Origin of the sequence: Streptomyces sp. NPDC050211 (assembly GCF_040656035.1) — a bacterium.
Lineage (GTDB): Bacteria > Actinomycetota > Actinomycetes > Streptomycetales > Streptomycetaceae > Streptomyces.
Genome location: NZ_JBFALC010000045.1, coordinates 1 through 23,581 on the forward strand (window position 1 = coordinate 1; position 23,581 = coordinate 23,581).

The 23,581-nt window shown below is 69.4% G+C and carries 20 protein-coding genes and 3 pseudogenes; 11 read left to right on the forward strand and 12 right to left on the reverse strand.

The window, feature by feature from the left end; translation table 11 throughout:
* Positions 1 to 122 precede the first annotated feature (122 nt).
* Positions 123 to 800, reverse strand: a complete 678-nt coding sequence (locus tag AB0I98_RS33770; protein WP_362948579.1) for a TrkA family potassium uptake protein — start codon at positions 798 to 800, stop codon at positions 123 to 125.
* On the reverse strand, positions 800 to 1,471 hold the full coding sequence (locus AB0I98_RS33775) for a TrkA family potassium uptake protein (RefSeq protein WP_362948581.1): 672 nt from the start codon (positions 1,469 to 1,471) through the stop codon (positions 800 to 802). Before AB0I98_RS33775 ends, AB0I98_RS33770 begins: the two co-directional genes overlap by 1 nt.
* A gap of 407 nt (positions 1,472 to 1,878) precedes the next feature.
* Here AB0I98_RS33775 and AB0I98_RS33780 point away from each other — a divergent pair, with 407 nt between their 5' ends.
* From AB0I98_RS33780 to AB0I98_RS33805, 6 genes and pseudogenes are all read left to right on the forward strand, one after another.
* Complete coding sequence (locus AB0I98_RS33780) at positions 1,879 to 3,942, forward strand: APC family permease (protein ID WP_362948583.1); 2,064 nt, start codon at positions 1,879 to 1,881, stop codon at positions 3,940 to 3,942.
* Positions 3,943 to 4,046: 104 nt separating this feature from the next.
* Positions 4,047 to 5,378, forward strand: a complete 1,332-nt coding sequence (locus AB0I98_RS33785; RefSeq protein WP_362948585.1) for a TRAM domain-containing protein — start codon at positions 4,047 to 4,049, stop codon at positions 5,376 to 5,378.
* 420 nt (positions 5,379 to 5,798) lie between these two features.
* Positions 5,799 to 6,068 (forward strand): annotated as a pseudogene (locus AB0I98_RS33790) (transcriptional regulator); the annotation flags it as partial.
* A gap of 249 nt (positions 6,069 to 6,317) precedes the next feature.
* Positions 6,318 to 6,911 carry a TetR/AcrR family transcriptional regulator gene (locus tag AB0I98_RS33795; RefSeq protein ID WP_362948587.1) on the forward strand — a complete coding sequence of 198 codons (594 nt, stop codon included), beginning with the start codon at positions 6,318 to 6,320 and terminating at the stop codon, positions 6,909 to 6,911.
* A gap of 104 nt (positions 6,912 to 7,015) precedes the next feature.
* Positions 7,016 to 7,756: an NAD(P)-binding domain-containing protein gene (locus AB0I98_RS33800; RefSeq protein WP_362948589.1), complete on the forward strand. Its 741-nt coding sequence runs from the start codon at positions 7,016 to 7,018 to the stop codon at positions 7,754 to 7,756.
* Between the two features lie 228 nt (positions 7,757 to 7,984).
* Positions 7,985 to 8,728: an NADPH-dependent F420 reductase gene (locus tag AB0I98_RS33805; protein ID WP_362948591.1), complete on the forward strand. Its 744-nt coding sequence runs from the start codon at positions 7,985 to 7,987 to the stop codon at positions 8,726 to 8,728.
* A 59-nt stretch (positions 8,729 to 8,787) separates the two neighbouring features.
* Here AB0I98_RS33805 and AB0I98_RS33810 read toward each other — a convergent pair.
* The 3 genes and pseudogenes from AB0I98_RS33810 to AB0I98_RS33820 form a co-directional block, all read right to left on the reverse strand.
* Positions 8,788 to 9,027 (reverse strand): annotated as a pseudogene (locus AB0I98_RS33810) (DUF4158 domain-containing protein); the annotation flags it as partial.
* Positions 9,028 to 9,390: 363 nt separating this feature from the next.
* Positions 9,391 to 9,783 (reverse strand): nuclear transport factor 2 family protein, encoded by a 393-nt coding sequence (locus tag AB0I98_RS33815; protein WP_362948696.1) that lies wholly within the window; start codon positions 9,781 to 9,783, stop codon positions 9,391 to 9,393.
* A 274-nt stretch (positions 9,784 to 10,057) separates the two neighbouring features.
* Positions 10,058 to 10,711: a helix-turn-helix domain-containing protein gene (locus tag AB0I98_RS33820; RefSeq protein WP_362948592.1), complete on the reverse strand. Its 654-nt coding sequence runs from the start codon at positions 10,709 to 10,711 to the stop codon at positions 10,058 to 10,060.
* Positions 10,712 to 10,832: 121 nt separating this feature from the next.
* Here AB0I98_RS33820 and AB0I98_RS33825 point away from each other — a divergent pair, with 121 nt between their 5' ends.
* On the forward strand, positions 10,833 to 11,570 hold the full coding sequence (locus tag AB0I98_RS33825; protein ID WP_362948593.1) for an NAD(P)-binding domain-containing protein: 738 nt from the start codon (positions 10,833 to 10,835) through the stop codon (positions 11,568 to 11,570).
* A 660-nt stretch (positions 11,571 to 12,230) separates the two neighbouring features.
* Here the strand turns inward: AB0I98_RS33825 and AB0I98_RS33830 are convergent.
* The 4 genes and pseudogenes from AB0I98_RS33830 to AB0I98_RS33845 all read right to left on the reverse strand — a co-directional run bounded on the left by AB0I98_RS33830 (position 12,231) and on the right by AB0I98_RS33845 (position 16,439).
* Positions 12,231 to 13,064, reverse strand: coding sequence for a PIG-L family deacetylase (locus tag AB0I98_RS33830; RefSeq protein ID WP_362948595.1), 834 nt, complete (start codon positions 13,062 to 13,064; stop codon positions 12,231 to 12,233).
* Between the two features lie 122 nt (positions 13,065 to 13,186).
* Positions 13,187 to 13,276 (reverse strand): annotated as a pseudogene (locus AB0I98_RS33835) (cysteine hydrolase); the annotation flags it as partial.
* Between the two features lie 266 nt (positions 13,277 to 13,542).
* Entirely contained in the window at positions 13,543 to 15,240 is a 1,698-nt protein-coding gene (locus AB0I98_RS33840; protein WP_362948597.1) for an ABC transporter ATP-binding protein, read from the reverse strand.
* Complete coding sequence (locus tag AB0I98_RS33845; protein WP_362948598.1) at positions 15,237 to 16,439, reverse strand: DUF1611 domain-containing protein; 1,203 nt, start codon at positions 16,437 to 16,439, stop codon at positions 15,237 to 15,239. The genes AB0I98_RS33840 and AB0I98_RS33845 overlap by 4 nt, the downstream gene beginning before the upstream one ends.
* Positions 16,440 to 16,633: 194 nt before the next feature.
* Between AB0I98_RS33845 and AB0I98_RS33850 the strand changes: the two genes are divergently transcribed.
* The gene (locus tag AB0I98_RS33850; RefSeq protein WP_362948599.1) at positions 16,634 to 17,068 is read left to right on the forward strand and encodes an AraC family transcriptional regulator; all 435 of its coding nucleotides are present in this window, start codon (positions 16,634 to 16,636) and stop codon (positions 17,066 to 17,068) included.
* A gap of 33 nt (positions 17,069 to 17,101) precedes the next feature.
* Positions 17,102 to 17,539, forward strand: coding sequence for a VOC family protein (locus tag AB0I98_RS33855; RefSeq protein ID WP_362948601.1), 438 nt, complete (start codon positions 17,102 to 17,104; stop codon positions 17,537 to 17,539).
* Between the two features lie 24 nt (positions 17,540 to 17,563).
* Here AB0I98_RS33855 and AB0I98_RS33860 read toward each other — a convergent pair whose 3' ends face one another.
* Complete coding sequence (locus AB0I98_RS33860) at positions 17,564 to 18,847, reverse strand: protein kinase (RefSeq protein WP_362948603.1); 1,284 nt, start codon at positions 18,845 to 18,847, stop codon at positions 17,564 to 17,566.
* 395 nt (positions 18,848 to 19,242) lie between these two features.
* On the opposite strand from AB0I98_RS33860, the gene AB0I98_RS33865 reads away from it, so the two are divergent.
* Positions 19,243 to 20,946, forward strand: coding sequence for a VanW family protein (locus AB0I98_RS33865; protein ID WP_362948604.1), 1,704 nt, complete (start codon positions 19,243 to 19,245; stop codon positions 20,944 to 20,946).
* 70 nt (positions 20,947 to 21,016) lie between these two features.
* Here AB0I98_RS33865 and AB0I98_RS33870 read toward each other — a convergent pair whose 3' ends face one another.
* Together AB0I98_RS33870 and AB0I98_RS33875 are read right to left on the reverse strand one after the other, a co-directional pair.
* A complete protein-coding gene (locus AB0I98_RS33870) occupies positions 21,017 to 21,628 on the reverse strand; it encodes a glyoxalase (protein WP_362948605.1) in 612 nt (203 codons plus the stop codon).
* Between the two features lie 85 nt (positions 21,629 to 21,713).
* On the reverse strand, positions 21,714 to 22,766 hold the full coding sequence (locus AB0I98_RS33875; RefSeq protein WP_362948607.1) for a zinc-binding dehydrogenase: 1,053 nt from the start codon (positions 22,764 to 22,766) through the stop codon (positions 21,714 to 21,716).
* 153 nt (positions 22,767 to 22,919) lie between these two features.
* Between AB0I98_RS33875 and AB0I98_RS33880 the strand changes: the two genes are divergently transcribed.
* A complete protein-coding gene (locus AB0I98_RS33880; protein WP_362948608.1) occupies positions 22,920 to 23,522 on the forward strand; it encodes a DUF998 domain-containing protein in 603 nt (200 codons plus the stop codon).
* The last annotated feature ends 59 nt before the right edge of the window (positions 23,523 to 23,581 follow it).

The window sequence follows — 23,581 nt, forward strand, 5'->3', positions numbered from 1 at the left end:
CTGGCGCCCCCCGTGCCCCGGGCGGGCGGCCTCCGCGGGCCCGCGTCCCCGGGTTTTCTACGCCGCCGCTGGGCGCCCCGCGAATCGCGGGGCGCCCTCCGTCGTCGTAACCCTGGAACGGCTCAGCTCACCGTGTCCTCGCGCCGCACCGACAGCAGATCCTCCAGCTGTTCCTCGCGGGCCTGGGCCGCCACGAAGAGCAGTTCGTCGCCCGCTTCCAGGGAGTCCTCCTGGGACGGGGTGAGGACGCGGTTGCCGCGGATGATGGTGACCAGGGACGTGTCCTGGGGCCACTCGACATCGCCGACCCGGGTGCCGGCCAGGGCCGACTCCTCCGGCAGGGTCAGCTCGACGAGGTTGGCGTCGCCGTGGCTGAAGCGCAGCAGCCGGACCAGGTCGCCGACGCTGACCGCCTCCTCGACGAGGGCGGACATGAGGCGGGGCGTGGAGACGGCGACGTCGACTCCCCAGGACTCGTTGAAGAGCCACTCGTTCTTCGGGTTGTTCACCCGGGCGACGACGCGCGGGACGCCGTACTCCGTCTTCGCCAGCAGGGAGACGACCAGGTTCACCTTGTCGTCGCCGGTCGCGGCGATCACGACGTTGCAGCGCTGGAGCGCGGCCTCGTCGAGGGACGTGATCTCGCAGGCGTCGGCGAGCAGCCACTCCGCCTGGGGGACGCGCTCGACCGAGATGGCGGTCGGCGCCTTGTCGATGAGCAGGACCTCGTGGCCGTTCTCCAGCAGTTCGCCCGCGATCGAGCGGCCCACCGCACCGGCACCGGCAATGGCGACCCTCATCAGTGACCGCCCTCCTCTTCGGGACCCTTGGCGAACGCCGCCTCGACCTTGTCGACCTCGTCGGCACGCATCATCACGTGCACCAGGTCGCCCTCCTGCAGCACCGTCTGCGAGGAGGGCAGCATCGCCTCACCGAGGCGGGTCAGGAACGCCACGCGGACGCCCGTCTCCTCCTGCAGCTTGCTGATCTTGTGACCGACCCAGGCGGTCGAGGCGTGCACCTCGGCCAGCTGGACACCGCCGGTGGGGTCGCGCCACAGCGGCTCGGCACCCGAGGGGAGCAGACGGCGCAGCATCTGGTCGGCGGTCCAGCGGACGGTCGCGACAGTCGGGATGCCGAGGCGCTGGTAGACCTCGGCGCGGCGGGGGTCGTAGATACGGGCCGCGACGTTCTCGATGCCGAACATCTCGCGCGCGACGCGGGCGGCGATGATGTTCGAGTTGTCGCCACTGGAGACGGCGGCGAAGGCGCCGGCCTCCTCGATGCCGGCCTCGCGCAGGGTGTCCTGGTCGAAGCCGACGCCGGTGACCCGGCGGCCACCGAACGAGGAGCCGAGCCGTCGGAAGGCGGTGGGGTCCTGGTCGATCACGGCGACCGTGTGCCCCTGTTGCTCCAAGGTCTGGGCGAGAGCGGAGCCCACTCTGCCGCAGCCCATGATGACGATGTGCACGACCGTCCTTCCGCTGTCAAAGAGTCGTTGACTTGGTCTGAACAGGGTCTCAGACCGCCGCCCAAGCTACACACGCGCGGTCGGCGGAGGGGACCCCCGTGCACGGGTCGCTGCGGGTCAGCGGCGGCTGATGCTGCGGACGCTGACCAGGGTCAGGATGCCGAGGCCGACGAGAGCGGCCGCGGCGCCGATCAGCTGGGCGGTGCTGTGCATGGATCCTCCAGAGGTCGGCAACGGCCGGGAGACAGACGCGAATCGGGCGGGAATCAGTCGCGTTTTGTCATATAGGCATAGCTGCCAGGCGGCCCGCGGAAACCGCCCCCGCACCGGTCCCTGTTTTCACCCGGTGAGCAGATGTGGGGTGGCAGGTGGGCGGCCCCCCGTTCGAACGCCTACGATCCTCTGTTGTGTCCAAACTGACCGACGTGCCCAAACGGATTCTGATCGGGCGCGCACTGCGCAGTGATCGGCTGGGGGAAACACTCCTGCCGAAGCGCATCGCCCTACCCGTCTTCGCCTCCGACCCGCTGTCCTCCGTGGCGTACGCGCCCGGAGAGGTGCTGCTGGTCCTCTCGATCGCGGGCGTGTCGGCGTACCACTTCAGCCCCTGGATCGCGGTCGCGGTCGTCGTGCTGATGTTCACCGTGGTCGCCTCCTACCGGCAGAACGTGCACGCCTACCCGAGCGGCGGCGGCGACTACGAGGTGGCCAACACCAACCTCGGCAACAAGGCGGGCCTGACCGTCGCGAGCGCGCTGCTCGTCGACTACGTCCTCACCGTCGCCGTGTCGATCTCGTCCGGCATCGAGAACCTCGGCTCCGCGATCCCCTTCGTCGTCGAGCACAAGGTGGTCTGCGCGATCGCCGTGATCGTGCTGCTGACACTGATGAACCTGCGCGGAGTGAAGGAGTCCGGCAAGCTCTTCGCGATCCCGACGTACGTCTTCGTCGCGGGCGTGTTCATCATGATCGCGTGGGGCGCGTTCCGCGGGCTGGTACTGGACGACCCCATGCGGGCGCCGACGGCGTCGTACGAGATCAAGGCGGAGCACCAGGGCCTGGCGGGTTTCGCCCTGGTCTTCCTGCTCCTGCGCGCCTTCTCCTCCGGCTGTGCCGCGCTCACCGGTGTCGAGGCGATCTCCAACGGTGTCCCGGCCTTCCGCAAGCCCAAGTCGAAGAACGCGGCGACCACGCTGGCGATGATGGGCCTGCTCGCGGTCACCATGTTCTGCGGGATCATCGGTCTGGCCATGGCGACCAAGGTCCGCATGGCCGAGAACCCGGCCGTCGACCTGCTCAACAACGGTGTCGCGCTCGGCGCCGACTACGTGCAGAACCCGGTGATCACCCAGGTCGCCGAGGCCGTCTTCGGCAAGGGCAGCTTCCTGTTCGTGATCCTTGCCACGGCCACGGCGCTGGTGCTGTTCCTCGCGGCCAACACCGCGTACAACGGCTTCCCGGTGCTCGGCTCGATCCTCGCCCAGGACCGCTATCTGCCCCGCCAGCTGCACACCCGCGGCGACCGGCTCGCCTTCTCGAACGGCATCGTGCTGCTGGCGGGCGCGGCCATGCTGCTGGTGTGGATGTACGGCGCCGACTCGACCCGGCTGATCCAGCTCTACATCGTCGGCGTGTTCGTCTCCTTCACGCTCAGCCAGACCGGCATGGTCCGCCACTGGAACCGCCACCTGGCCACCGAGAAGGACCCTGCCAAGCGCCGCCACATGATCCGCTCCCGCGCGATCAACACCTTCGGCGCCTTCTTCACCGGACTGGTGCTGGTGGTCGTCCTGGTCACCAAGTTCACCCACGGCGCCTGGGTCGCGCTGCTCGGCATGGTGATCTTCTACGTCACGATGACGGCCATCCGCCGCCACTACGACCACGTCTCCGAGGAACTCGCCGCCCCCGAGGGCCCGAGCGACGACAGCGTACGACCGTCCCGCGTGCACTCCGTCGTCCTGATCTCCAAGATCCACCGCCCCACCCTGCGGGCCCTGGCCTACGCCAAGCTGATGCGCTCGGACACCCTCGAGGCGCTCAGCGTCAACGTCGACCCGGCCGAGACCAAGGCGCTGCGCGCGGAGTGGGAACGGCGTGGGATCGACGTACCGCTGAAGGTGCTGGACTCGCCGTACCGGGAGATCACCCGGCCGATCATCGAGTACGTCAAGAACGTGCGCCGGGAGTCGCCGCGCGACGCCGTGTCGGTGATCATCCCCGAGTACGTCGTCGGCCACTGGTACGAGCATCTGCTCCACAACCAGAGCGCGCTGCGGCTGAAGGGCCGGCTGCTGTTCACGCCGGGTGTCATGGTGACCTCGGTGCCCTACCAGCTGGAGTCGTCCGAGCTCGCGAGGAAGCGGGCACGGAAGCGGCAGGAGTGGAACGCGCCGGGGTCGGTGCGGCGTGGTCCGGCGGAGCAGCGGGCGAAGGAGCCGAGCGCGAAGGAGCCGAGCGGGAAGGAGTGACGTGCGGCTGAGCACGTAGACTGGTGGGCTGTTGTCCCGCTGTTCCCCTCGATCGCCCGTTTTCCCTTTTCCCTTTTCCTTTGACGTTGTGGAGTCACCCCGCCATGCAGGCAGAACCGAAGAAGTCGCTGGTCGGGGAGGAGTACGAGGTCGAGATCGGGCCCGTCGCACACGGCGGGCACTGCATCGCCCGTACGGAGTCGGGGCAGGTGCTGTTCGTCCGGCACACGCTGCCCGGTGAGCGGGTCGTGGCGCGGGTGACCGAGGGCGAGGAAGGCTCCCGTTTCCTGCGCGCGGACGCGGTGGAGGTGCTGTCCGCCTCCAAGGACCGGGTCGAGGCGCCCTGTCCCTACGCAGGTCCGGGGCGCTGCGGCGGCTGCGACTGGCAGCACGCCAAGCCCGGCGCCCAGCGGCGGATGAAGGGCGAGGTCATCGCCGAGCAGTTGCAGCGGCTTGCGGGGCTGACGCCCGAGGAGGCCGGCTGGGACGGCACGGTCATGCCGGCCGAGGGCGACAAGCTGCCCGCCGGTCAGGTCCCGGCGTGGCGGACGCGGGTGCAGTACGCCGTGGACGCCGAGACGGGACGGGCCGGTCTGCGCCGGCACCGCTCGCACGAGGTGGAGCCGATCGACCACTGCATGATCGCGGCCGAGGGTGTCAGCGAGCTGGGCATCGAGAAGCGTGACTGGACGGGCATGGAGTCCGTCGAGGCGATCGCTGCGACGGGGTCGCAGGACCGCCAGGTCATCCTGACGCCGAGGCCGGGCGCGCGGCTGCCGCTCGTCGAGCTGGACAAGCCGGTGTCAGTGCTGCGCGTGGAGGAGAAGGACGGCGGCGTCCACCGCGTCCACGGCCGCCCCTTCGTCCGCGAACGCGCCGACGGCCGCACGTACCGCGTCGGCAACGGCGGCTTCTGGCAGGTCCACCCGAAGGCCGCGGACACGCTCGTGACGGCGGTCATGCAGGGGCTGCTCCCGCGCAAGGGCGAGATGGCGCTCGACCTCTACTGCGGCGTCGGCCTCTTCGCCGGCGCGCTCGCCGACCGGCTCGGCGAGAAGGGCGCGGTGCTCGGCATCGAATCCGGCAAGCGGGCCGTCGAAGACGCCCGCCACAACCTCGCCGACTTCCCCCGCGTCCGCATCGAGCAGGGCAAGGTCGAGTCTGTCCTGCCACGCACGGGTATCACCGAGGTCGACCTGATCGTCCTCGACCCGCCTCGGGCAGGAGCGGGCCGGAAGACGGTCGAGCACCTGTCCTCGCTCGGCGCGCGTCGTATCGCCTACGTGGCGTGCGATCCGGCGGCGCTGGCGCGGGACTTGGGGTACTTCCGGGAGGGGGGGTATCGGGTGCGGATGTTGCGGGCGTTTGATCTGTTTCCGATGACTTCGCATGTGGAGTGTGTGGCGATTCTCGAACCGGCTTCAAAGGCGCTCTGACCTGCGGTTTTCTTGGACTGCTCAGGTGCGTCGAGGTGTGCCCGACCTGTTCCCCTTTCCCTTCAGTCCATCGCGTGGAGTGCGCCGCAGGCTCGTGTCACATGCCTCTCACCTGCTGCTTCGAACAGCGGGGTGCGGGCGATGAACGCTCTGCCTCGGCTTCGTGAGGGGGCGGTGGGGGACGTGTCTTGACGCTCGTTCGACGCTGCTTCTGATGGGGCGTCACGAGGCTCGTGCGCCTGAAACAGCAGCGAGGTTAATGATCAAACGCAGACTGCACGCGGGCTCAGGAGTTGGACGCCAGGCGCGGGTCGAGTCCGTACTGATCCGGCACGCCAAGGTGGCGCCGCAGTGTGAGACCCACGAACGCCACGGCCGCGCCCAGGCGGCACGCCTGCGGGCCGCGCTGACGCCGGCAGCGACACCCCCCGAGCCGCCCGGATCCTCGCCGAACTCCAGGAACACAGCCCCGAGTTCGTCCGCATGTGGGAACTGCAGGAGGTCGCCCGCTACGGCGACTGCAAGACCATCCTCCATCCCGAACTCGGCCGCATCGACGTCGACGCCCAGCTCCTGTACACCGAGAACCGCGCCCAGACCCTGGTGGTGCTGACCACCCGCCCCGGCACCGAGAGCCACAGCAAACTCGAACTCCTCTCCGTCATCGGACACCAACAGCTCACCCCCTGACGTCCTGGACCCGGGACCGGGCCGGGCTCGGCACGGGAGGAGTCGGACAAGGGCACTCTGGAATGGTGCAGCCGCACGGCTTTTGCCCTGCGTTCCACGGCCAGACATGTCGGCCCCCTGCGAGGTCCGGGCTCCGCGCTCAGGCCGTTCCATTTGACCGGACGCTGCCTCCGCTTTACTCTCGAAAGAGTACGGAGGCAGCATCCGTTTTTTGATGTGGCCGCAGGATTACGGCAGGCAGGAGGGCGCATGAGCGCCGTTGAACAGCGAGGACGCAAGCCGCGCGCGGACGTCCAGCGCAACCGCGCCGCGCTCCTGGAGACCGCGCAGCGTCACTTCCTGCGGCACGGGGTCGGCACCTCCCTCGAGGCGGTGGCCAAGGAGGCGGGCGTCGGGCCCGGCACCCTGTACCGGCACTTCCCCACCCGGGAGGCGCTGCTGGCGGCCGTGCTGCAGACCCGCTCGCAGGAGCTGGTAGCCCGCCAGGCGGACATCGATCAGCTCGGCGACCCTGCCGAGGCGCTGGCGCAGTGGCTGCGCGCGATGGAGGAGTACTTCAGCGCCTTCAGCGGGCTGCCGGACCCGCTCATGGCTGCGGCCAGGGCGCAGGAGCCGGACAACCCGCTCACCATCCCCTGCGACATCCTCATCTCCGCCACCGATCAGTACGTGCAAGCCGCGCAGCTCGCGGGGCGCGTGCGCGCGTCGGTGCGCGGGCACGACCTGTTCCTCGCGGCCTGCTCCATCGCCTGGATCAAGGGCACCGGCACCGAGGAGGAGTCGCTCGACCGGCTCCGCACGCTCATCGCGAGCGGCTACCGCCAGCGGGACACCCAGGCGTAAAACGCCAGACACCCCCGCCGCCCCCGCAATGCCGGGTGGCACCACCACCCGGCCGTCACATCGTGCTGCCCTCAAAGGCGGCACAACCCCTCAAGGAACAAATCATGAAAATTACTGTCATAGGTGCCGGTGCCATCGGCGGGAACCTCGCTGCCAAGCTCAGCACGGCCGGTCACGACGTCCAGGTGGCCGACGCCCGCGGCCCCGAGGCCGTCCGGGCGGAGGTGCTGGAGTCCGGGGCCCGTGCGACGGACCTCTCCGACGCCGCCGTCCAGGGCCGGGACGTCATCATCCTGTCGATCCCGTTCGGGGTGGCGGGCCAGCTGGCGGACCTGTTCGCGTCGGTGCCCGACGAGACGGTGGTCATCGACACCTCGAACTACTACCCCGGCATGCTCAGCGAGCCGATCGAGGCGGTGGACAACGGCCAGGTGGAGAGCGTGTACACCGCCGAGCTGCTCGGCCGCCCCGTGGTCAAGGCGTGGAACGCTGCCCTGGCCGAGACCCAGCGGACCAAGGGTGTTCCGGCCGGAACACCCGGCCGCCTCGCCATCCCCGTCGCCGGCGACTCCGACGAGGCGCGGAAGGTGGCCATGCAGCTCGTGGACGACACCGGCTTCGACCCCTACGACGCCGGCACCCTGGCCGACTCCTGGCGCCAGCAGCCCAACGGCCCCGCCTACTGCACCGAACTGACCCTCGACGAGCTGCCGGCGGCCCTGGCCGCGGCCGACCGCGCCAAGGACGCGCGCGTCCGCGACAGCCTCCCGGAACGCTTCGCCGCCCTCGGTGCCAATCCCACCGTCGACGACGTCGTCGAGATGAACCGCGCCGCCCACCGCTGAGTCACCCGACGCGGCTCTCGTGCACGCAACGGCACGAGAGCGGCAGCGCCGGCACGCCACGAGCACACACGACGAACACGAAGAACGGCGCTCACTTCGGCAAGGCCGCCATCACCCACCTACACCACCGCGTCCGCGGTCCGCCGCAGCCCCGGTCGCGCCGCAGGACCAAGGCCCGGAACCCCGGTCACCGAAACCGGGGTTCCGTTCCGGACAAGGAGTTTCACCATGAAGATCGGCATTCTCGGCACCGGGAACATCGGCAAGACGTTGACCAGGCGGTTGAGCGCGGCCGGGCACGAGGTGAAGGTGGCCAATTCGCGCGGCCCGGAGACGATCGAGGCGGACGTACTGGCCTCGGGCGGACGCGCGGTGACCGCGCCGGAAGCCGTAGCGGACGTCGACGCCGTGATCCTCTCCATTCCCTTCACCCGCATTCCGCAGGTCGCACCACTGATTACCAAGGTGCCGACTGACACGGTTGTCATTGACACGTCGAACTACATCCCGCACCGGGACAACGGAATCGCGGCGATCGAGGCCGGCCAGGCCGAGAGCGTGTGGGCCGCCAAGCAGCTGGGCCGACCCATCGTCAAGGCGTGGAACTCGATCGGAGCCGAGTCGTTCGCGCACAGGAACAAGCCAGCGGGAAGTGCGGACCGCATCTCGCTCCCCGTCGCGGCCGACAGTCCGCGAGAGCGTGACCTGGCAATGGCACTTGTTGAGGACACCGGGTTCGACGCCTTTGATGCGGGGCCGCTCGCGCAATCCTGGCGGCAACAGCCCGGCACACCCGCCTACTGCACGGATCTCACCCGTCAGGAGCTGCCGGACGCACTGGCGACGGCCGACGCGGCACGATCACCGAAGCGGCGCGACCTCGGGTTCGCCGTGGTCCAGGAACGCTTCGGGGCAGGCGTGCAACCAGACGCGGAATACCTTGTCCGCCTGAACCGCGCAATTTGCCTGTGAGCAGGGACGGGGGCTGACGCGGTGACCCGTCGGAGGCCCTCGTGTCTCGCCCCCGTCTCCAGCTGCTCCGCGACGAGCGCCGCCACCCCCGGCGGCACGTCGGCCGGCGCCGACAAGAAGGTGCCCAGCATCTGGGCGGTGGCCCACTGCACCGCCCAGCCCAGCAGGTTATGAGACCGGCGCTTGGCCGGGCCTGTTCCAAGGCCACCACGTCCAGGCGGAAAACCCCCAGCTCCTGAACGGACGGCTCGCCGGCGAACCGCGCGTACCGGCCTTCTGCTCTCCTGAAAGTCAGTCAACTGCCACAGGTGGTGACGCTATGCAACAGACACCTCACTGGAAGAACAACCCAGACCTCCGCGCGGACTACCGTCGGCACCGGCCCGACATCGAACGCGTCGTCTCCCAGGTCGCCAGCCGAGGCGACACCGCCTCAAACTGCGCTACCGCGGCACAGACCGCAACAACGCCTGGCTCAAACGCCGCACCGCCACCCTCAACCTGCGCAACCTCACCAACCGCGGCCTGGACTACGCCGAAGGATGGCCCCTCACCACCGCCTGAGGTCCCGAGGCGCCACACCCCCGCATGCGGGGGCCAGCCCCACAGCTGGCCCTTCAGGCACCCCAACGCGACCAGGAAACGGCGATATCAGCGGCCTCCTAGAAGCGCTGTGGCCACGTGAGATGGATGACCCGCCGGGAAATGCGCCAGCCGTCATCGGTGCGTCGCAGGTCGTCGGCGTAGACGACGCTGGCGACAGTGCCGCCCTCCAGCAGGCTCAGACCTTTGGAGCGGGCCCGCGCCTCGTCGCCCGGGCCTTCCGACACGACGATGTTCGTCGTGTGGTGGGCTTTCGCGTGTCCGGGAGTGTTCATGAAGGCCGCGATCGCGTCCAGCCCGACAACCGGGTCGCCGCCGAAGACGCTGCCGTCCCACACCGCGTCTTCGGTGAGGCATTCGCCGAGACGGTCCAGTTCATGGTCGTCCATGATGTGCGCCCACAGCGCCACGACCGTGCTGATCTGGTCGTAGGCGCCGTTGACCGCGGCGATTCCCTCCCTCGCCGCAGGGGCCGGGCGCGCCCGGCAGTCTCGACTATGGGGGTGTATCGGCGGGGGCGGGAGAGGATCACATATCCATGGACCGACAATCCTCCCCAGCTCCGGACGCGTGGGCCCTCGGCGTACGGAACGTTCGCCGAGGAGCCCACGAGGCCCGAGCTGGAGCGTCGGTCGGCTGGGTGCCGACCGAAGACCGCAGAGCGGAGGCCTGTAGGAGCCGCGGCAGCCCGCGCGTCGGTGAACTTCTGGCGCATGCCGGTCGGCCTTACCGGATCGTCGGCAGCAAGGAGTCGTGGAAGAGCGCCGGGGGTAGAGGCCCGGTGCCGGTGGCGCACATGCCGTCGAAGGTGAGCCGCAGGTAGCGTCGCCAAGCCGAGGGATCGGCAGCCAGCAAGGGTGCGGCGGTGTAGTACACGCCGCAGATCAGCAGCATCACGTCCTGCCCGTTCAGGTCCGCACGGAGTGAGCCGTCGCGTTGTGCCCGCCGCGCCAGTGACTCGGCTGTTGCGATCAGCTGCTCCTGTCCGGCCTGTATCTCCGGATGCCGAACATCCGCCACCATACGTAGCGCCTCCGCGAGCGCCCGGTTGTTTGCGTAGAGATCGACGCCCGCGCTCATGAACTGCAGCAGGGCGGCGTCGGCGTCGGCCTGCTCGGCCTGCTGGCGGCCCACTGCCACCAGCCCGTCGATTTCCTCGCTGATGATCGCGGCGAACAGGTCCTCCTTGGTGGGGAAATGCCGGAAGACGGTTCCCTTTCCGATCCCCGCCCGTGCCGCGATCTGTGCAATGGACCCTTCCGCGCCGTGCTCGGCGAACACCTCCGCGGCAGCCTTCAACAGCGCCTTGCGCGTCCGCACCGCGTCGGCTCTCATCCGTCGCGCGGGCGGCGCTGCAACAGCTTCTTCTTCAGTGCTCATGGGTCCACTCTACGCAACATGACCGGGCGGTCCGTTTAGTTAAAGTGACCAGCCGGTCCGGTTACGGTTCGTGGCTGTGGCCGGTCCGGCGTTTCCTCATCCCATTGGAGAACAGAGCACCATGAGCAAGACACTCGGCTTCATCGGCAGTGGCAACGTCGGCGGCATCTTGGCCCGCCTTGCTGTCGCCGCAGGCCTGGACGTCGTCCTGAGCAACTCCCGCGGCCCCGAGTCCCTCGCCGATCTCGGCCCCCGCGCCCGGGCGGCCACTCCCGCCGAGGCCGCCGAGGCCGGGGACCTGGTGGTGGTGTCCATCCCGCTGAGCGCCTACGAGAAGATCCCGGCCCAGCCGCTGGCGGGCAAGATCGTGATCGACACGCTGAACTACTACCCGGAGCGCGACGGCCGCATCGCCGAGCTGGACGCGAACGAGCTGACGTCCAGCGAGCTGGTGCAGCGCCACCTGGCCGACTCCCGTGTGGTCAAGGCGGCCAACAACATCGTCTCCAGCCAGCTGTTCAGCCTTGCCCGCCCCTCGGGTGCGCCGGACCACAGTGCCATGCCGATCGCCGGCGACGATGCCGCCGCCAAGGCGGAGGTCGTGGAGTTGCTCGACCTCCTCGGCTACGACGCGGTGGACATCGGCACGCTCGCCGACAGCTGGCGCAGCGAACCAGGCACGCCCGTCTACTGCAAGCCCTACTTCGGGGAAGTGCCCAAGGACGTGAGCTTGGACAAGACGATGGAATGGATCTTCCAGGCCCCGGGCGTTCCGACACCTGCCGACCGCGTGAGGGAACTGACCGCCACGGTTGTCCGACCCGCGGGCGGCAGCTTCTCGATCGCCGACTGGAGGTGAGTGGAGAGCATCGCGGAAGAGGTAGACGCCTGCGGCCGCCGCCCCGGCTGCGACTGCTGCGGCTGAGCCGACACCTGCACGAGGCAGAGGGACCCCGGCCGCCACACGGCCGGGGTCCTCTTCGGCCCAGACCATCTCCGCGAGCGTGGTCTTCCCGAAACCCCCGCACCGTGCAGTCCGGCCACAGCGGTGGTCCCCACCGACCGCAACCGCCGTCGGCGGGCTCCTGACGCCCAACTTCACGACCCCCCTCTCGCTGACCAGCGGAGCAAGGTTTACGCAAGGTTTCTGCCCACGTGCACGCGACACCGTAGGCCTCTCGATCCTGTCAGTCCATGAGGGAGAGCAGATGCGTTTGCGTAAGCGTTCAGTCGCCGCCGTAATCCTGGTCGCAGCAGCGTGCAGCGTCCTCGGCCCGGGTGCCATGGCCGCTCCCATGCCGTGGGACTCGCACAGGACGCCTGCGGTTTCACAGGGCGGTGTGTCTGACAGTGGTGGCACCGATGGCTTCCATGACAGCGGCTACCACGACAGTGGGTACCACGACAACGGGCACCACGAGAACGGGCAGCACGACAACTGATCGGGTCATCGGGGCCTCAGCTTCGTGTCGCTTCCCCGGCGGTCTGTCCTGATCGGAGCAGACCGCCGGGGTTGGGATCAGCGCAGGCCGGCGAAGAGATCGTTCTCGGGGAGGGGTGCGCCGGTGGTGTCCTTGACGCGTACGAAGGTCTCCATGCCCATCAGCTCGCCGAACCTCTCCTTGCCCATCTTGAGGAAGAAGATGTTCTCGCCCTGACTGGCGTGCGCGGCCAGGGCGTCGAACTTCTGATCGCTGAATGCGGTGGTGTCCACCCACGTGCTGATCTCATCGTCGGGGAGGCCGATCTCGGCCAGCGCGGCGGCCTCCGCAGGATCCGGCTCCGGCATGTCCTCATGAAACTCGCGCATGATCTCGCCGAACCGCCGCATCATCGAGTGGGGCATCGTCGTCCAGTACACCTTCGGTGTCAGCGCGGTCATCTCCAGCGCCGCCATCGTGATGCGGTGGGCCTGGATGTGGTCGGGGTGGCCGTAGAAGCCGTTCTCGTCGTAGGTGACGACCACATCGGGTCGGTAGTGCCGCATGAGTTCCGCGAGTCGGGCGGCGCCTTCCTCGACGGGGGTCTGCCAGAAGGATCCGGGGGCGTCGTTGGTCGGCCAGCCCATCATCCCGGAGTCGGCATAGTCCAGCATCTCCAGATCGCTGATCTTCAGGGCGTCACAGCTCGCCTTGAGTTCTTGACGGCGCATCAAGGCGACGGACGCCGGATCATGTCCGGGATCGCCCGGCTTGACACCCCCCGGTCCGTCACCGCAACCGCCGTCGGTACACGTCACGAGGACCGTGCGTATGCCTTCCGCCGCGTACCGCGCGAGGACACCTCCGGTTCCGGTGGCCTCGTCGTCGGGGTGGGCGTGTACTGCCATGAGAGTCAAGGGGCGGTCAGTCATGAAACAGTCCTCCTGCGGATATATGTATGTCTTGGTCGAGGCAACCTGCCGGCCCGCCCGGCTGTTCCCGGCGGGCCGCTTGGCCTGATCCGACTTCGGCTGTCGAAGGGTCGCGGTGACACCGCCCGCTGCGGGAACAGCTTTTCGGTGAGCATCGTGTGCACCTCGGGGTCGGTGTCGAGGCAGGCATCCGCCAGGACGGTGAGGCAGAAGGCCGGCCTGTACGGCGTTGGTCATCACCCTGTTGCGAGGGCTGACTTCCGGATGAAACAAGAGCAAGTCTGGTATCAAGTCGCCCCGCCGCGACGGCCGTTGGGATTGAGTTCACGAGCGGAACGGCCGGCCGAGCGTCTCGTACCGCTGCGGCCAAGCGGGCGGGGAGTGGCGGATACGGGGTTCCAGTTCACATCAGTCATAGACCTACTGACCCCGCAGCTCACAAGAAGTCATCGGTGGAGCCCGGCGGGACGACACCGCCTCACTCCCGTCCTGACCTCGTGCCCGTGCCCTCCGGCTCATGGACCGTGAGTCTGCCGTCGTCGATTTGCCACAGGGCGTCCGCGCGTGCGGCGAGTCTGGGTTCGTCGGTGACGTAGATGACGGTGCCCGGGTATCGGTCGAGCAGGCGTTCCAGCAGGTCGGAACCGAGCGTCTTGTGCGGCTTGGCCTCGTCCAGTAGGAGGACCCGGGGGCCGCTGCGCAGGGCCCGTACCATCGCCACCTGGTAGCGCGCGGTCGTGGAGAGGCCGTGTCCGCCTTCACCCACGCGGGTGCGCAGGCCTTCGGGAAGCAGGTCGGCGAGGGCCTCGATGTGGTCCTCGTCCGGCTCCGAGGTCGCGTCCGGTGATTCGCCGTGCCGCAGGTTCTTGCCCACGCTGCCGCGGAGCAGCGGCAGTTCGGGGCTGGTCAGCCTGATCATGCGCCGTACGGATTCGGGGTCGTGCCGGGCGAGGTCCTGGCCGTCGAGGAGGACCGTGCCGGCGTCCGGCTCCTGCAGTCGCGCGATGAGGCGGAGCAGCAGCGACTTTCCCGCGCCCGGAGGGCCCTGCAGTACGATCCGCTGCCCCGGCGTGGCGACGGCCGACGCGTCCAGGACGCCGTACACGCGCAGTCCTACGAGTTCCAGGCGCCCGGGCCCTTCCGCGAGGGGCTCGGCGCGGCGGGGTCTGCGCAGCGGGGCCGGTGCCGCGAGGATCTCGGCTATGCGACGGCGTGCGACGCGCGACTGCTGCCAGTGCTCCTGCACACGGACCAGCGAGGCCAGGGGCGCGCCGAGGAAGTTCGCCACCGTCAGCAGCGAGGCGAGGACCTCCCAGCTGGTGCCCGCCACCAGGCCCGCGGTGACCACGATCAGCAGGATCCCGATGCCGCACGCCTCGGCCGTCGCCGACATCACTCCGGTGAGCCGGGCCTGGCGCACCATGGCGCGACCGTACTCACGGCTGCGCCGCCGCATCACCCGGCGCTCCTGCTCGATCCGTCCGAGGGACTGGATGACGGCCGTGTGCGTGACCCGTTCGTTGACGAAGGCGGCGAGCCGGCCGTTGTGCCGTCTGGTCTCGCGCACGCGGTCGCGCAACCGTCGCCCGAACAGCGCGACGGTGGCCGCGGCAAGGAGGATCATCGCCGCCGAGAGCGCACCGATCCTCGGCGCGATGACGGCCAGGGCGACGAGCGCGCACGCCAGGAACACCCCGTCCACCAGCAGCGGTGCCACGCCCTTGCTGATCCACAGCCGGAGGGCGGATGCGTCGCCGGTGAACCGGAGTACGGTGACGCCGACCGTGCGCCGGTCCGGGGCCCATGCCTCGCTTCCGGCGACGTGGTCGAAGAGACGCATTCTGACGCTGTGTACGTAGCTCTGGGCCAGCCGTTCGGCGAGCGGTTCGCCTGCCGCCCTGAGAAGTACGGTCGCGCAGGCCGAGGTGAGGAGTCCGGCGGCGAGTGTGCCGGGCGGGTAACCGGCGACGTGCGTGTAGATGGCGCTGCGGTCGTGGCCGTACGCGATCTCCCCGCCGTGCGTGATGCGGTAGGCCGCGCCATGCACCAGGAGGGCGAAGGCGACCACGCAGACCGCCTGCCCGAACCCCGCGAGGACCAAGAGGAGCATGAGCCGGCGCCGCACACCGCCGAGCGTGTGCGGCATCCGGACGCGCTGCCGTCCTGCCGTGGTCAAGCCACTGATTCGGCCGTCAGAGGGCCGCTGCGGTCCGTCAGCCGACTGTGGTCCTGCGACAGTGCGGTGTAGTCCGCCGTGCGGTCCGTCAGTCGGGTGCCGTCCTCCGTCCGGCCGCTCTCGTCCGTTACGGGGCTCCCGCCCGCGATGGCGCCCGCGAGAATCTGGCCGGCGACCAACGGGTCGGCCAGGACAGCCGGTTCGAACACGGGGATGTCCACGCCGGCCACCGCTTCGGCCATGGCCAGCGGGGAGGCCGTCAGCACTCCGCTGAGGGCCATGACGGGAAGCCCCTCCTCACGCAGCAGCCGTACCCCCGCCACCGCGCTGACCGAGTCACCGGCCGCGAACACGATGCCGTCCACATCGGCGCGGAATTCCGGCGTCCGCATCAGCGCTGCCGTCTCCCGTTGCAGGATCCCGTCCGCGACTTCCAGCACTATGGCGTCTGCCTGGTGGCTCGTCAGATCCGTGATCGCGCTGCGCAGAATGCGGATCACCTGCGGCATCGGCAGCTGGTAGGTGGTGGGAAAACCCAGGTCGGTGAAGTCGATGACCCGTGACGCGCCCGCGTCGGCCATCAGCGTCGGATCCCCGGGCGCACCGGTGCCGGTCACCTTTGCTGCGCCGACCCGGCGGCCGGCCAGGCTGAGGCCGCGTATGAGAGCGGCGGCCACGGTCGTCTTGCCCGCGTTCATCGAGGTGCCGAGTACGGCGATGGTGCGCGGGCGCGGTGCGAGGGCCGGCACGACGGGACGGGCCAGGCGGGCGAGGTTGATGACCGCGCCGTGCTCGTCGGTGACCAGACCAAGGGGCTGCAGCCGGGTGGGAGGGTTCATTCTGGCGTGTGAGGAGACGACCCGCCCGGCTATGCCGCCTCCGGCCGCCAGGTCACAGGGGCCGAGGTCGCCGGGCACTTCCGCCTCGAATTGATCGGGGGCGTAGCGTGCGCCATAGGCGACCACTATCGTGTCGCCGACGAACAGCCGATTGCGCTTTCCGAGTGCTTGTCCGAGGGATTTGTGCTGGCCTATTTCGGTCACCCGGCACAGCACCAGGTCACCTGCCCGTGGGCAGGCATCCTGCCTGCTCAGGCCCAGTGTGCCGGTGCTTCCGTGGCCCAGCTCGACAAGGCGGCGGGCCGTATAGGAAACTTTCGCCGCCGCATTACCGGAAGCATTGAACCGCGCGCTCTGCATGGATTTCTCCTTATCCGCACGAGCTGAAAATCGCCCCGTGGAGCACCTTAGGGATTCTTCATCACTCAAATCCGCGGCGACCAGAAGAGAAACTTAGGGGAGATCACCCGGGAGGGCGGGGTCTCAATATGCCCAGCGGTGATCGTCGTCGGCAACATGCCGACAGCCATTCGTGGCCGTACCACAATGGTCCCGTGGCCCAAGTTCCGATCGCTCGTCATCTGCTCCGCGCCAGGGATCTCGTGGACGCCCGCTACTCCGAGGCGCTCACTGTGGCCGACATGGCCGCGGCCGCGGCGCTGTCCCCGGCCCACTTCAGCCGCTGCTTCAAGGCCGCGTTCGGCGAGTCGCCGCACCAGTACCTGCTGACCCGTCGTCTGGAGCGGGCGGCCGCCCTGCTGCTGGCGACCGACTGGACGGTGGCCGCCGTCGGCGTCGCTGTGGGGGTGCGGAGCATCGGTTCGTTCACGACGAGTTTCCGCAGGATGTACGGGATGACTCCGCAGGCCTACCGTGCGGCCCATCCGCCCGCCGCACGGCATGTGCGGATCCCGCGCTGTGTGGCGATGGCGTACGGACGTCCCCAGAACCGCACGTTTCGAGAAGACACGGCGTCGCCCGCTGCCTAGCGTCGGATCCAGGCAACCGACCGAGGAGCGACCATGACGACGATCAAGATCGCCAATGCGCAGTTCTGGGTGCACGACCAGGACGAGGCGCTGGCCTTCTACACCGGCAAACTCGGCTGGGAGGTCCGGGCGGACGTGCTGATGGAGGCGTGGAGCTTCCGCTGGCTGTGCGTCGGCCCGCCTGGCGGGGACGGTCCGGCGCTGGTGCTGATGCCGATACCGGGGCAGCCGATGCTGGACGAGGCGAGCAGTGCGCAGCTGTCGGATCTGGTGGCCAAGGGCGCGGGCGGCACGCTGTTCCTGGAGACCGACGACTGCAAGGCCGCGTATGACGAACTGTCCGCCCGTGGCGTCGAGTTCAACGATCCGCCGACGGTCCAGCCGTATGGGATCGACACATCGTTCCGGGACCAGTCGGGCAACAACATCCGGCTGACGCAGGTGATGGAGTTCGATCCGGAGCGACACTGACCCGTGCCGCCGATCAGGCCGCCGTCAGTCGTCCTCGTCCCCCTCCTCGTCCTGACGCCCGTCGTGTCGCTTCTCCCGCTCCGGCTTCTCGTCGTCCCGCTGTTCCCGGCTGCCGCTCGGCTCCGCCGTCGGGCTCGGGGCGGCGGTGGAAGCCGGGCTCGATGCCAGGGGAGAGGCGGAGGCGGGAGCGCTCGTACGGGGCGACGGCTCGGAGTCCGTGCCCTTCGCCGTGGTGTTGTCGGGGGCGAACCACAGCACGCCGAGGAGCATCGCGGCCACGAAGAGCACGGCTCCGGCTGCCGTGGCCGCCACACGCGGCCGACGGGTGAGGCGGGTGAGAAGCGCCGGTCGTTCTGGACGGCGTGCCCGGGACCGGCCGGTGGCGGCGCTGCCCGGTACGGAGGGCAGTGCGTACGTGGTCGGGGCACTGGTCTCGCCCAGCTGATGTGACCGCGGCCGGGCAGTCGGCGTCGCGTCGGGGAGCGGTTCGGGGCGCCCGAGCCAGGCGCCGTCGGCGAACCATTCGGCGGCCTGCTGGGCGGTGGGCCGGTGCTCGGGGTCCTTGGCGAGCAGGCCGAGGAGGTAGTTCTCGAAGGCGGGCGGGAGACCGGGGATGCCCAGTTCGCGGGGTGGTACGGGGGCGGCGTCGAGGTGCTGGTGCAGGATGGCGATGGCGGTGTCGGCCTGGAACGGCGGGCGGCCGGTGAGGAGTTGGTAGAGCACACAGCCCAGCGCGTAGACGTCGGAGGCCGGGCCCGCCGGCTGTCCGAGGGCGCGCTCGGGGGCGAGATAGAGACTCGTGCCGACGATCTGCCCGGTCGCCGTCAGCGCGGCGCCGGGGTCGTCGAGGAAGCGGGCGATGCCGAAGTCGCCGATCTTGAGGGTGCCGTCGGCGTCCAGGAGCAGGTTGGCGGGCTTGATGTCCCGGTGGACGATGCCCTGCCGGTGCGCGGCGGCGAGCCCGGCGGCTGCCTGCGCGGCGATCGAGGCCACGCGGTCGGCGGGCAGCGCGCCGGACTGGGCCAGCGCCCGGGCGAGGCTGGCGCCCTCGATGAGTTCCATCACGAGGAAGAGCCGGTTGTCGTACTCGCCGAAGTCCAGGACGCCGACCACGTTCGGATGGTCGATCCGGGCCGCGGTCTGCGCCTCCAGGCGGAAACGGGAGGTGGCGGTGGGGTCGGTGTCCTGGGGCAGCAGGAGCTTGACGGCCACCGGCCGGGCGAGGGTCTCGTCGTACGCCCGCCAGACCTCCCCCATCCCCCCGCGTCCGATCGACTCGTTCAGCCGGTAGCGGCCCGCCATCAGCACCTGTTGTCATCCTCTTGCCGTGAGACGTCGCGGTCGCCGCAGGCCATAACTCACCACGTGGGAACGGGTGATGGTGGGGGGTGCCGCAGCCGCCTCAGCATACCGGCGGCTCGGCACGGCCTGTTCTTCCTGCCGCCGGTCCTGACCGGCCCTGGGGGCGACGGTTCGGAGCCGGTGCCGGGGTCGAATCGATCTCCGTATGCGCGGATTGAACCATCGCGGCGATTCGACCGTGGAAACCACAGTGGCGACGGCACTGTGCGGCTGCTCCGGAACCCCGCGTGACGTGGGACATATGCCTTTTCGGTCCGATTGTGGCTACCTTGGGACGCTTGCCCTGTGCGCAGTGTCGCGTCCTCCGGTGCACCGTCCCCCATCCCTCGTCCAGGAGACCCATGCGCCCCCGAATACCCTCCGTTCCGCCCCTCGCCCTGGCCGGCGGCGCCCTGACCGTCGGTGTGGGTGGCCTGTATCTCGCCGGGCTGCTCCTCGCGGGCGGGGACATCGACACCGGTACGACGGTGCGCGGTGTGGACATCGGGGGCCTGACCCGCGCGGAGGCCACCCGGAAGCTGGAGGAGCGCCTGGGGGAGGCCGCGTCGCAGGACCTGGCCGTGACGGTCGGTGACCGCAAGGGTACGGTCGATCCGCAGCAGGCCGGAATCACCTTCGACATCGAGGAGACCGTCGACCGGGCGGCGCGCACCGGCGACGCCGATCCGTTCAGCGTGATCGGCGGTCTCTTCAGCTCCGGCGGTGCCGTCGAGCCGGTCGTACGCGTCGACAAGGACAAGGCCCACTCCGCCCTCGGAAAGCTCGCGAAGTCCCTCGACCAAAAGGTCCGGAACGGCGCTGTCACCTTCGCGGACGGCCAGGTCCGGCAGGTCGCCGCGCGGGGCGGCCACGCGCTGGAGGTGGACGCCGCGGTCGACCCCCTGCGCACCGCCTTCCTGCGCGGCGAGGCCGGCTCCACCACCGCGCTGCCCACCCGCGAGACGAAACCGAAGGTCACGGCGGAGGAGGTAAGGCGGGCGGTGCGCGAGTTCGCGCGGCCGGCCATGTCGGCGCCCGTCACGCTCACCGCGGGCGGCGAGCGGATCACGATCGACCAGAAGGTCCTGGGCGCACACCTGACGATGCGACCCGACAGCACCGGCAGCCTGACCCCGAAGCTGGACGGCAAGGGCCTGCGCGCCGCCCCCGCGGTAGCCCAGTCCCTCGCCGACCTGCCCGCCAAGGCCGAGAACGCCACGCTGCGCCTCGACGGCGACAAGGTCGCGGTGGCCGAGGACGCCCGCCCCGGCCAGGAGGTCACCGACAAGGCGCTGAGCAAGGCCGTACTGCCGCTGCTCACCAAGTCGGGTACCGCACGGACCGGCGAGGTGGCCACGCGGGTGACCCAGCCACAGGTGACCCGCGAGAACGCCGCGCGGCTGGGGCTGACGGAGAAGATGTCCTCCTTCACCGTCAACTTCGAACCGGCGCCCTACCGCACGAAGAACATCGGCCGGGCCGTGGAACTGATCAACGGCTCCGTCGTCATGCCGGACGAGACCTGGAGCTTCAACCGGACCGTCGGTGAGCGCACCGAGGCCAACGGCTTCGTCGAGGGCGTCATGATCCTCGACGACCAGTTCACCAAGGCGCCCGGTGGCGGGGTGTCCGCCGTGGCCACGACCATGTTCAACGCGATGTTCTTCGCCGGGGTCAAGCCCATGGAGTACGGCGCCCACTCGTTCTACATAGAGCGCTACCCGGAGGGCCGCGAGGCCACGGTCGCCTGGGGCAGCCTGGACCTGAGGTTCGCCAACGACTCCGGCAACGCCATCTACATCCAGGCCGAGTCCACGGACACCTCGGTGACCGTCACCTTCCTCGGCACCAAGAAGTACGACGAGATCGAGTCGGTCACGGGTCCGCGTACGAAGGTGAAGCAGCCGGAGAAGAAGGTCAGCACCGACAAGGAGTGCGTGCCGCAGACTCCGCTGGAGGGCTTCGACGTCACCGTGGAGCGGGTCTTCCGCGACGGTGGCCAAGAGGTGAAGCGGGAGCCGTTCCGCACCCACTACACGCCGCGCAACGAGATCATCTGCGAGTAGGGCAGCGGGTCGACCTGGCGGGGGGTGGCTACCGGCCCGCTCCGTCCCGCAGCTCCGCCAGGGCGTTCTTTCATGCCGCGGGCTCCCACACGAACCCGTCCGGGTCGGTGAAGGTCCCGGCGTCGCCGCCGATCGTGAGCCGGTGGGCCCCGCTGCCCTCCGGCGGGACTCCGGCGACCTTGGCCAGGCCGCGACGTCCGTACAGCGCCAACTTGACGGGACTCGACGCGGCGTCGAACTCGACGTACTTGCTGCCGAAGCTCTTCGCGACCTTGAGGCCGCGGTCGACGTAGAACCGCTTGGTCGCGGCCATGTCCGAGACGCCGAGGAGGAGAACGATCTCATCGATCTCACGGCTGTCCGGCCCGGTGTCCTTCTTCGACGAGCTTGCGAGCTGCCAGATCGTCCCGTCGGGGGCCTGTACGACACCGCCGTAACCCCACAACGACTTCTTGGCGGGCTTCAGCTCGGTGGCGCCGGCGGCCAGGGCGGCACCGAAGAGGCCGTTGACGATCGACGGCTGGGAGACCACGAGCGACACCGTGAACCCGCGGAAGCCGGACGTCGGCTCCTCCGAGCCCCGCAGACGTACCTGTTTGTCGAGGCCGAAGGCATCGGCGTAGAAGCGCTCGGCGGCCGTGGGGTCGGCCACCTCGAGGGTGATGCAAGCGATGGAGGTCATGGCACTCACGCTAAGCGCGGCTCGGTGACCGGCGCTTCTCGAATCCTGACCGGTCCTCGACGTCACCCCGACCGACGGGGGGCGCTTACGGCTGATCACCGAACGTGACCACGACCTTCTCGGCCGCTCCGGGGGTCAGCGCGAGCTCGAAGGCGTGCTCGGCCTCGGAGAAGGGGACGCGGTGGCTGATCAGCTTGGCGAACCGCTCGTGGTGCTCGGCGAGTTCGGCGGTGACCTCGAAGATCTCGGTGGGGTAGCCCTGGGAGGCGATGAGGGTGAGCTCGCTGCGGAGCATGCCGCCGAGGTCGATGGCGTCGGACTTCTTCTGTACGGCGACCATGACCAGCTTCGCGCCCCACTTGGCGGCTGCGACGGTGGCGTTGAAGACGGCGGGCGCGCCGGCGGCGTCGATGTAGATGTCGGTGCCGGCCCGTGGCTGGCCGAGGGCGTTGGCCGCCTGTCCGTGCAGTTCCGTCAGTCTGGCGGTGACGTCTTCGGTGCCGGAGTTGATGACGGCGTCCGCACCGACGGCCAGCGCGGTCTCGAGCCGTGCGGGTATCAGGTCCGCGACGACCACGTGCTCGACGCCGCGCAGCTTGAGCCAGATCGCGGCACCCAGCCCGATGGGCCCGGCCCCGAAGATGACGACCTTGTCGCCCGGCTTCGCCTCGGAGCGGTTGACGCAGTGCCGGGCGACGGCCATGGGCTCGTTGAGTGAGGCGACGTCGAAGGGGACGGTGTCGGGGAAGACGGCGACGCTCCTGCCGACGACACAGTCCTCGATGAGCAGGTACTCGGTCATGCCCCCGTGTACGCCGCCGCAGCCGATGATGCCCGAGGGTGCGGCCTGAGGGTTGACGACGACGCGGTCACCGACCTTGAGGCCGGCCACTTCGGCACCGACCTCCACGATCTCGCCCGCCGGCTCGTGGCCGAGCGGGATGGCGACCATCTCACCGCCCGCGTGCCCTCGGGACGGCATGCCGCCCATGTGCAGAAAGGCGGTGTCCGTACCGCAGATACCGCACGCCCGGATCCGGAGCAGGGCGTCCTTCGGTCCCGGGACGGGCCGCTCGACCTTCACCACATCGATCTTGTTCTGCTCGCCGGTCCGGACGGACTTCATCTTCGTGGTCATGGAGTGAATCGCTTTCTGGGGATGCGGGCTTCCTTGACTTAGGCAAGCAGATTATCTTGCCTAAGTCAATCAACTGGTTTCGGACCCACGGGCCCGCCGTCGTCGTCTGCGTGTGTGCGATGCGGGAAGGAAGGGGCGTTTTACGGTGTTCTGATGCGACTTGTGCCGTGGTGGGCCTTGCTTTCATCGGCGTGTGCGCCTCTCGTGCTGATCGGCGGCTGGTCGGTCGCGGCACTGCTCGAGGGGCCCGCCTATGACCCCGCCACCCAGACGATCAGCGTGCTGGCGGCCTACGGGGCGTCGGGGTACTGGGTGATGACCACGGCCCTGTTCGCGCTGGGCGTCTGTCATCTGCTCACCGCCTGGGGCCTGCGGCCGGCCGCGTTCGCCGGGCGAGTGGCGCTGGGCGCGGGCGGATTCGCGGCGCTGGTCGTCGCGCTGGTGCCGCCGCCGAGCAGCGGTGGTTCGCTGCGGCACGGTTCGGTCGCCGTGGTCGGCTTCACGCTCCTGGCGGTGTGGCCGATGCTGGCCGCCGTGCGCGGCGCGGCCGCACCCTGGCCCCTGCGCCCGGGGCCCTCCCTCGCGGCGACCGCGCTGATGGGTCTCGCCGCACTCTGGTTTCTGATCGAGATGCAGCAGGACGACGGTGCCATCGGGGCCGCCGAGCGTCTGGTGACGGCGATGCAGGCCCTGTGGCCCTTCGTGGTCGTCGCGTCCTGCGTCCGGCGCCCCTACGGAGATCGGCCGCGGGGCTGACATTCCGGTTTTGAAAAGTTTCAAAACCCGTTCAATTTTCGCTGAGGCTTCTTCGGTCG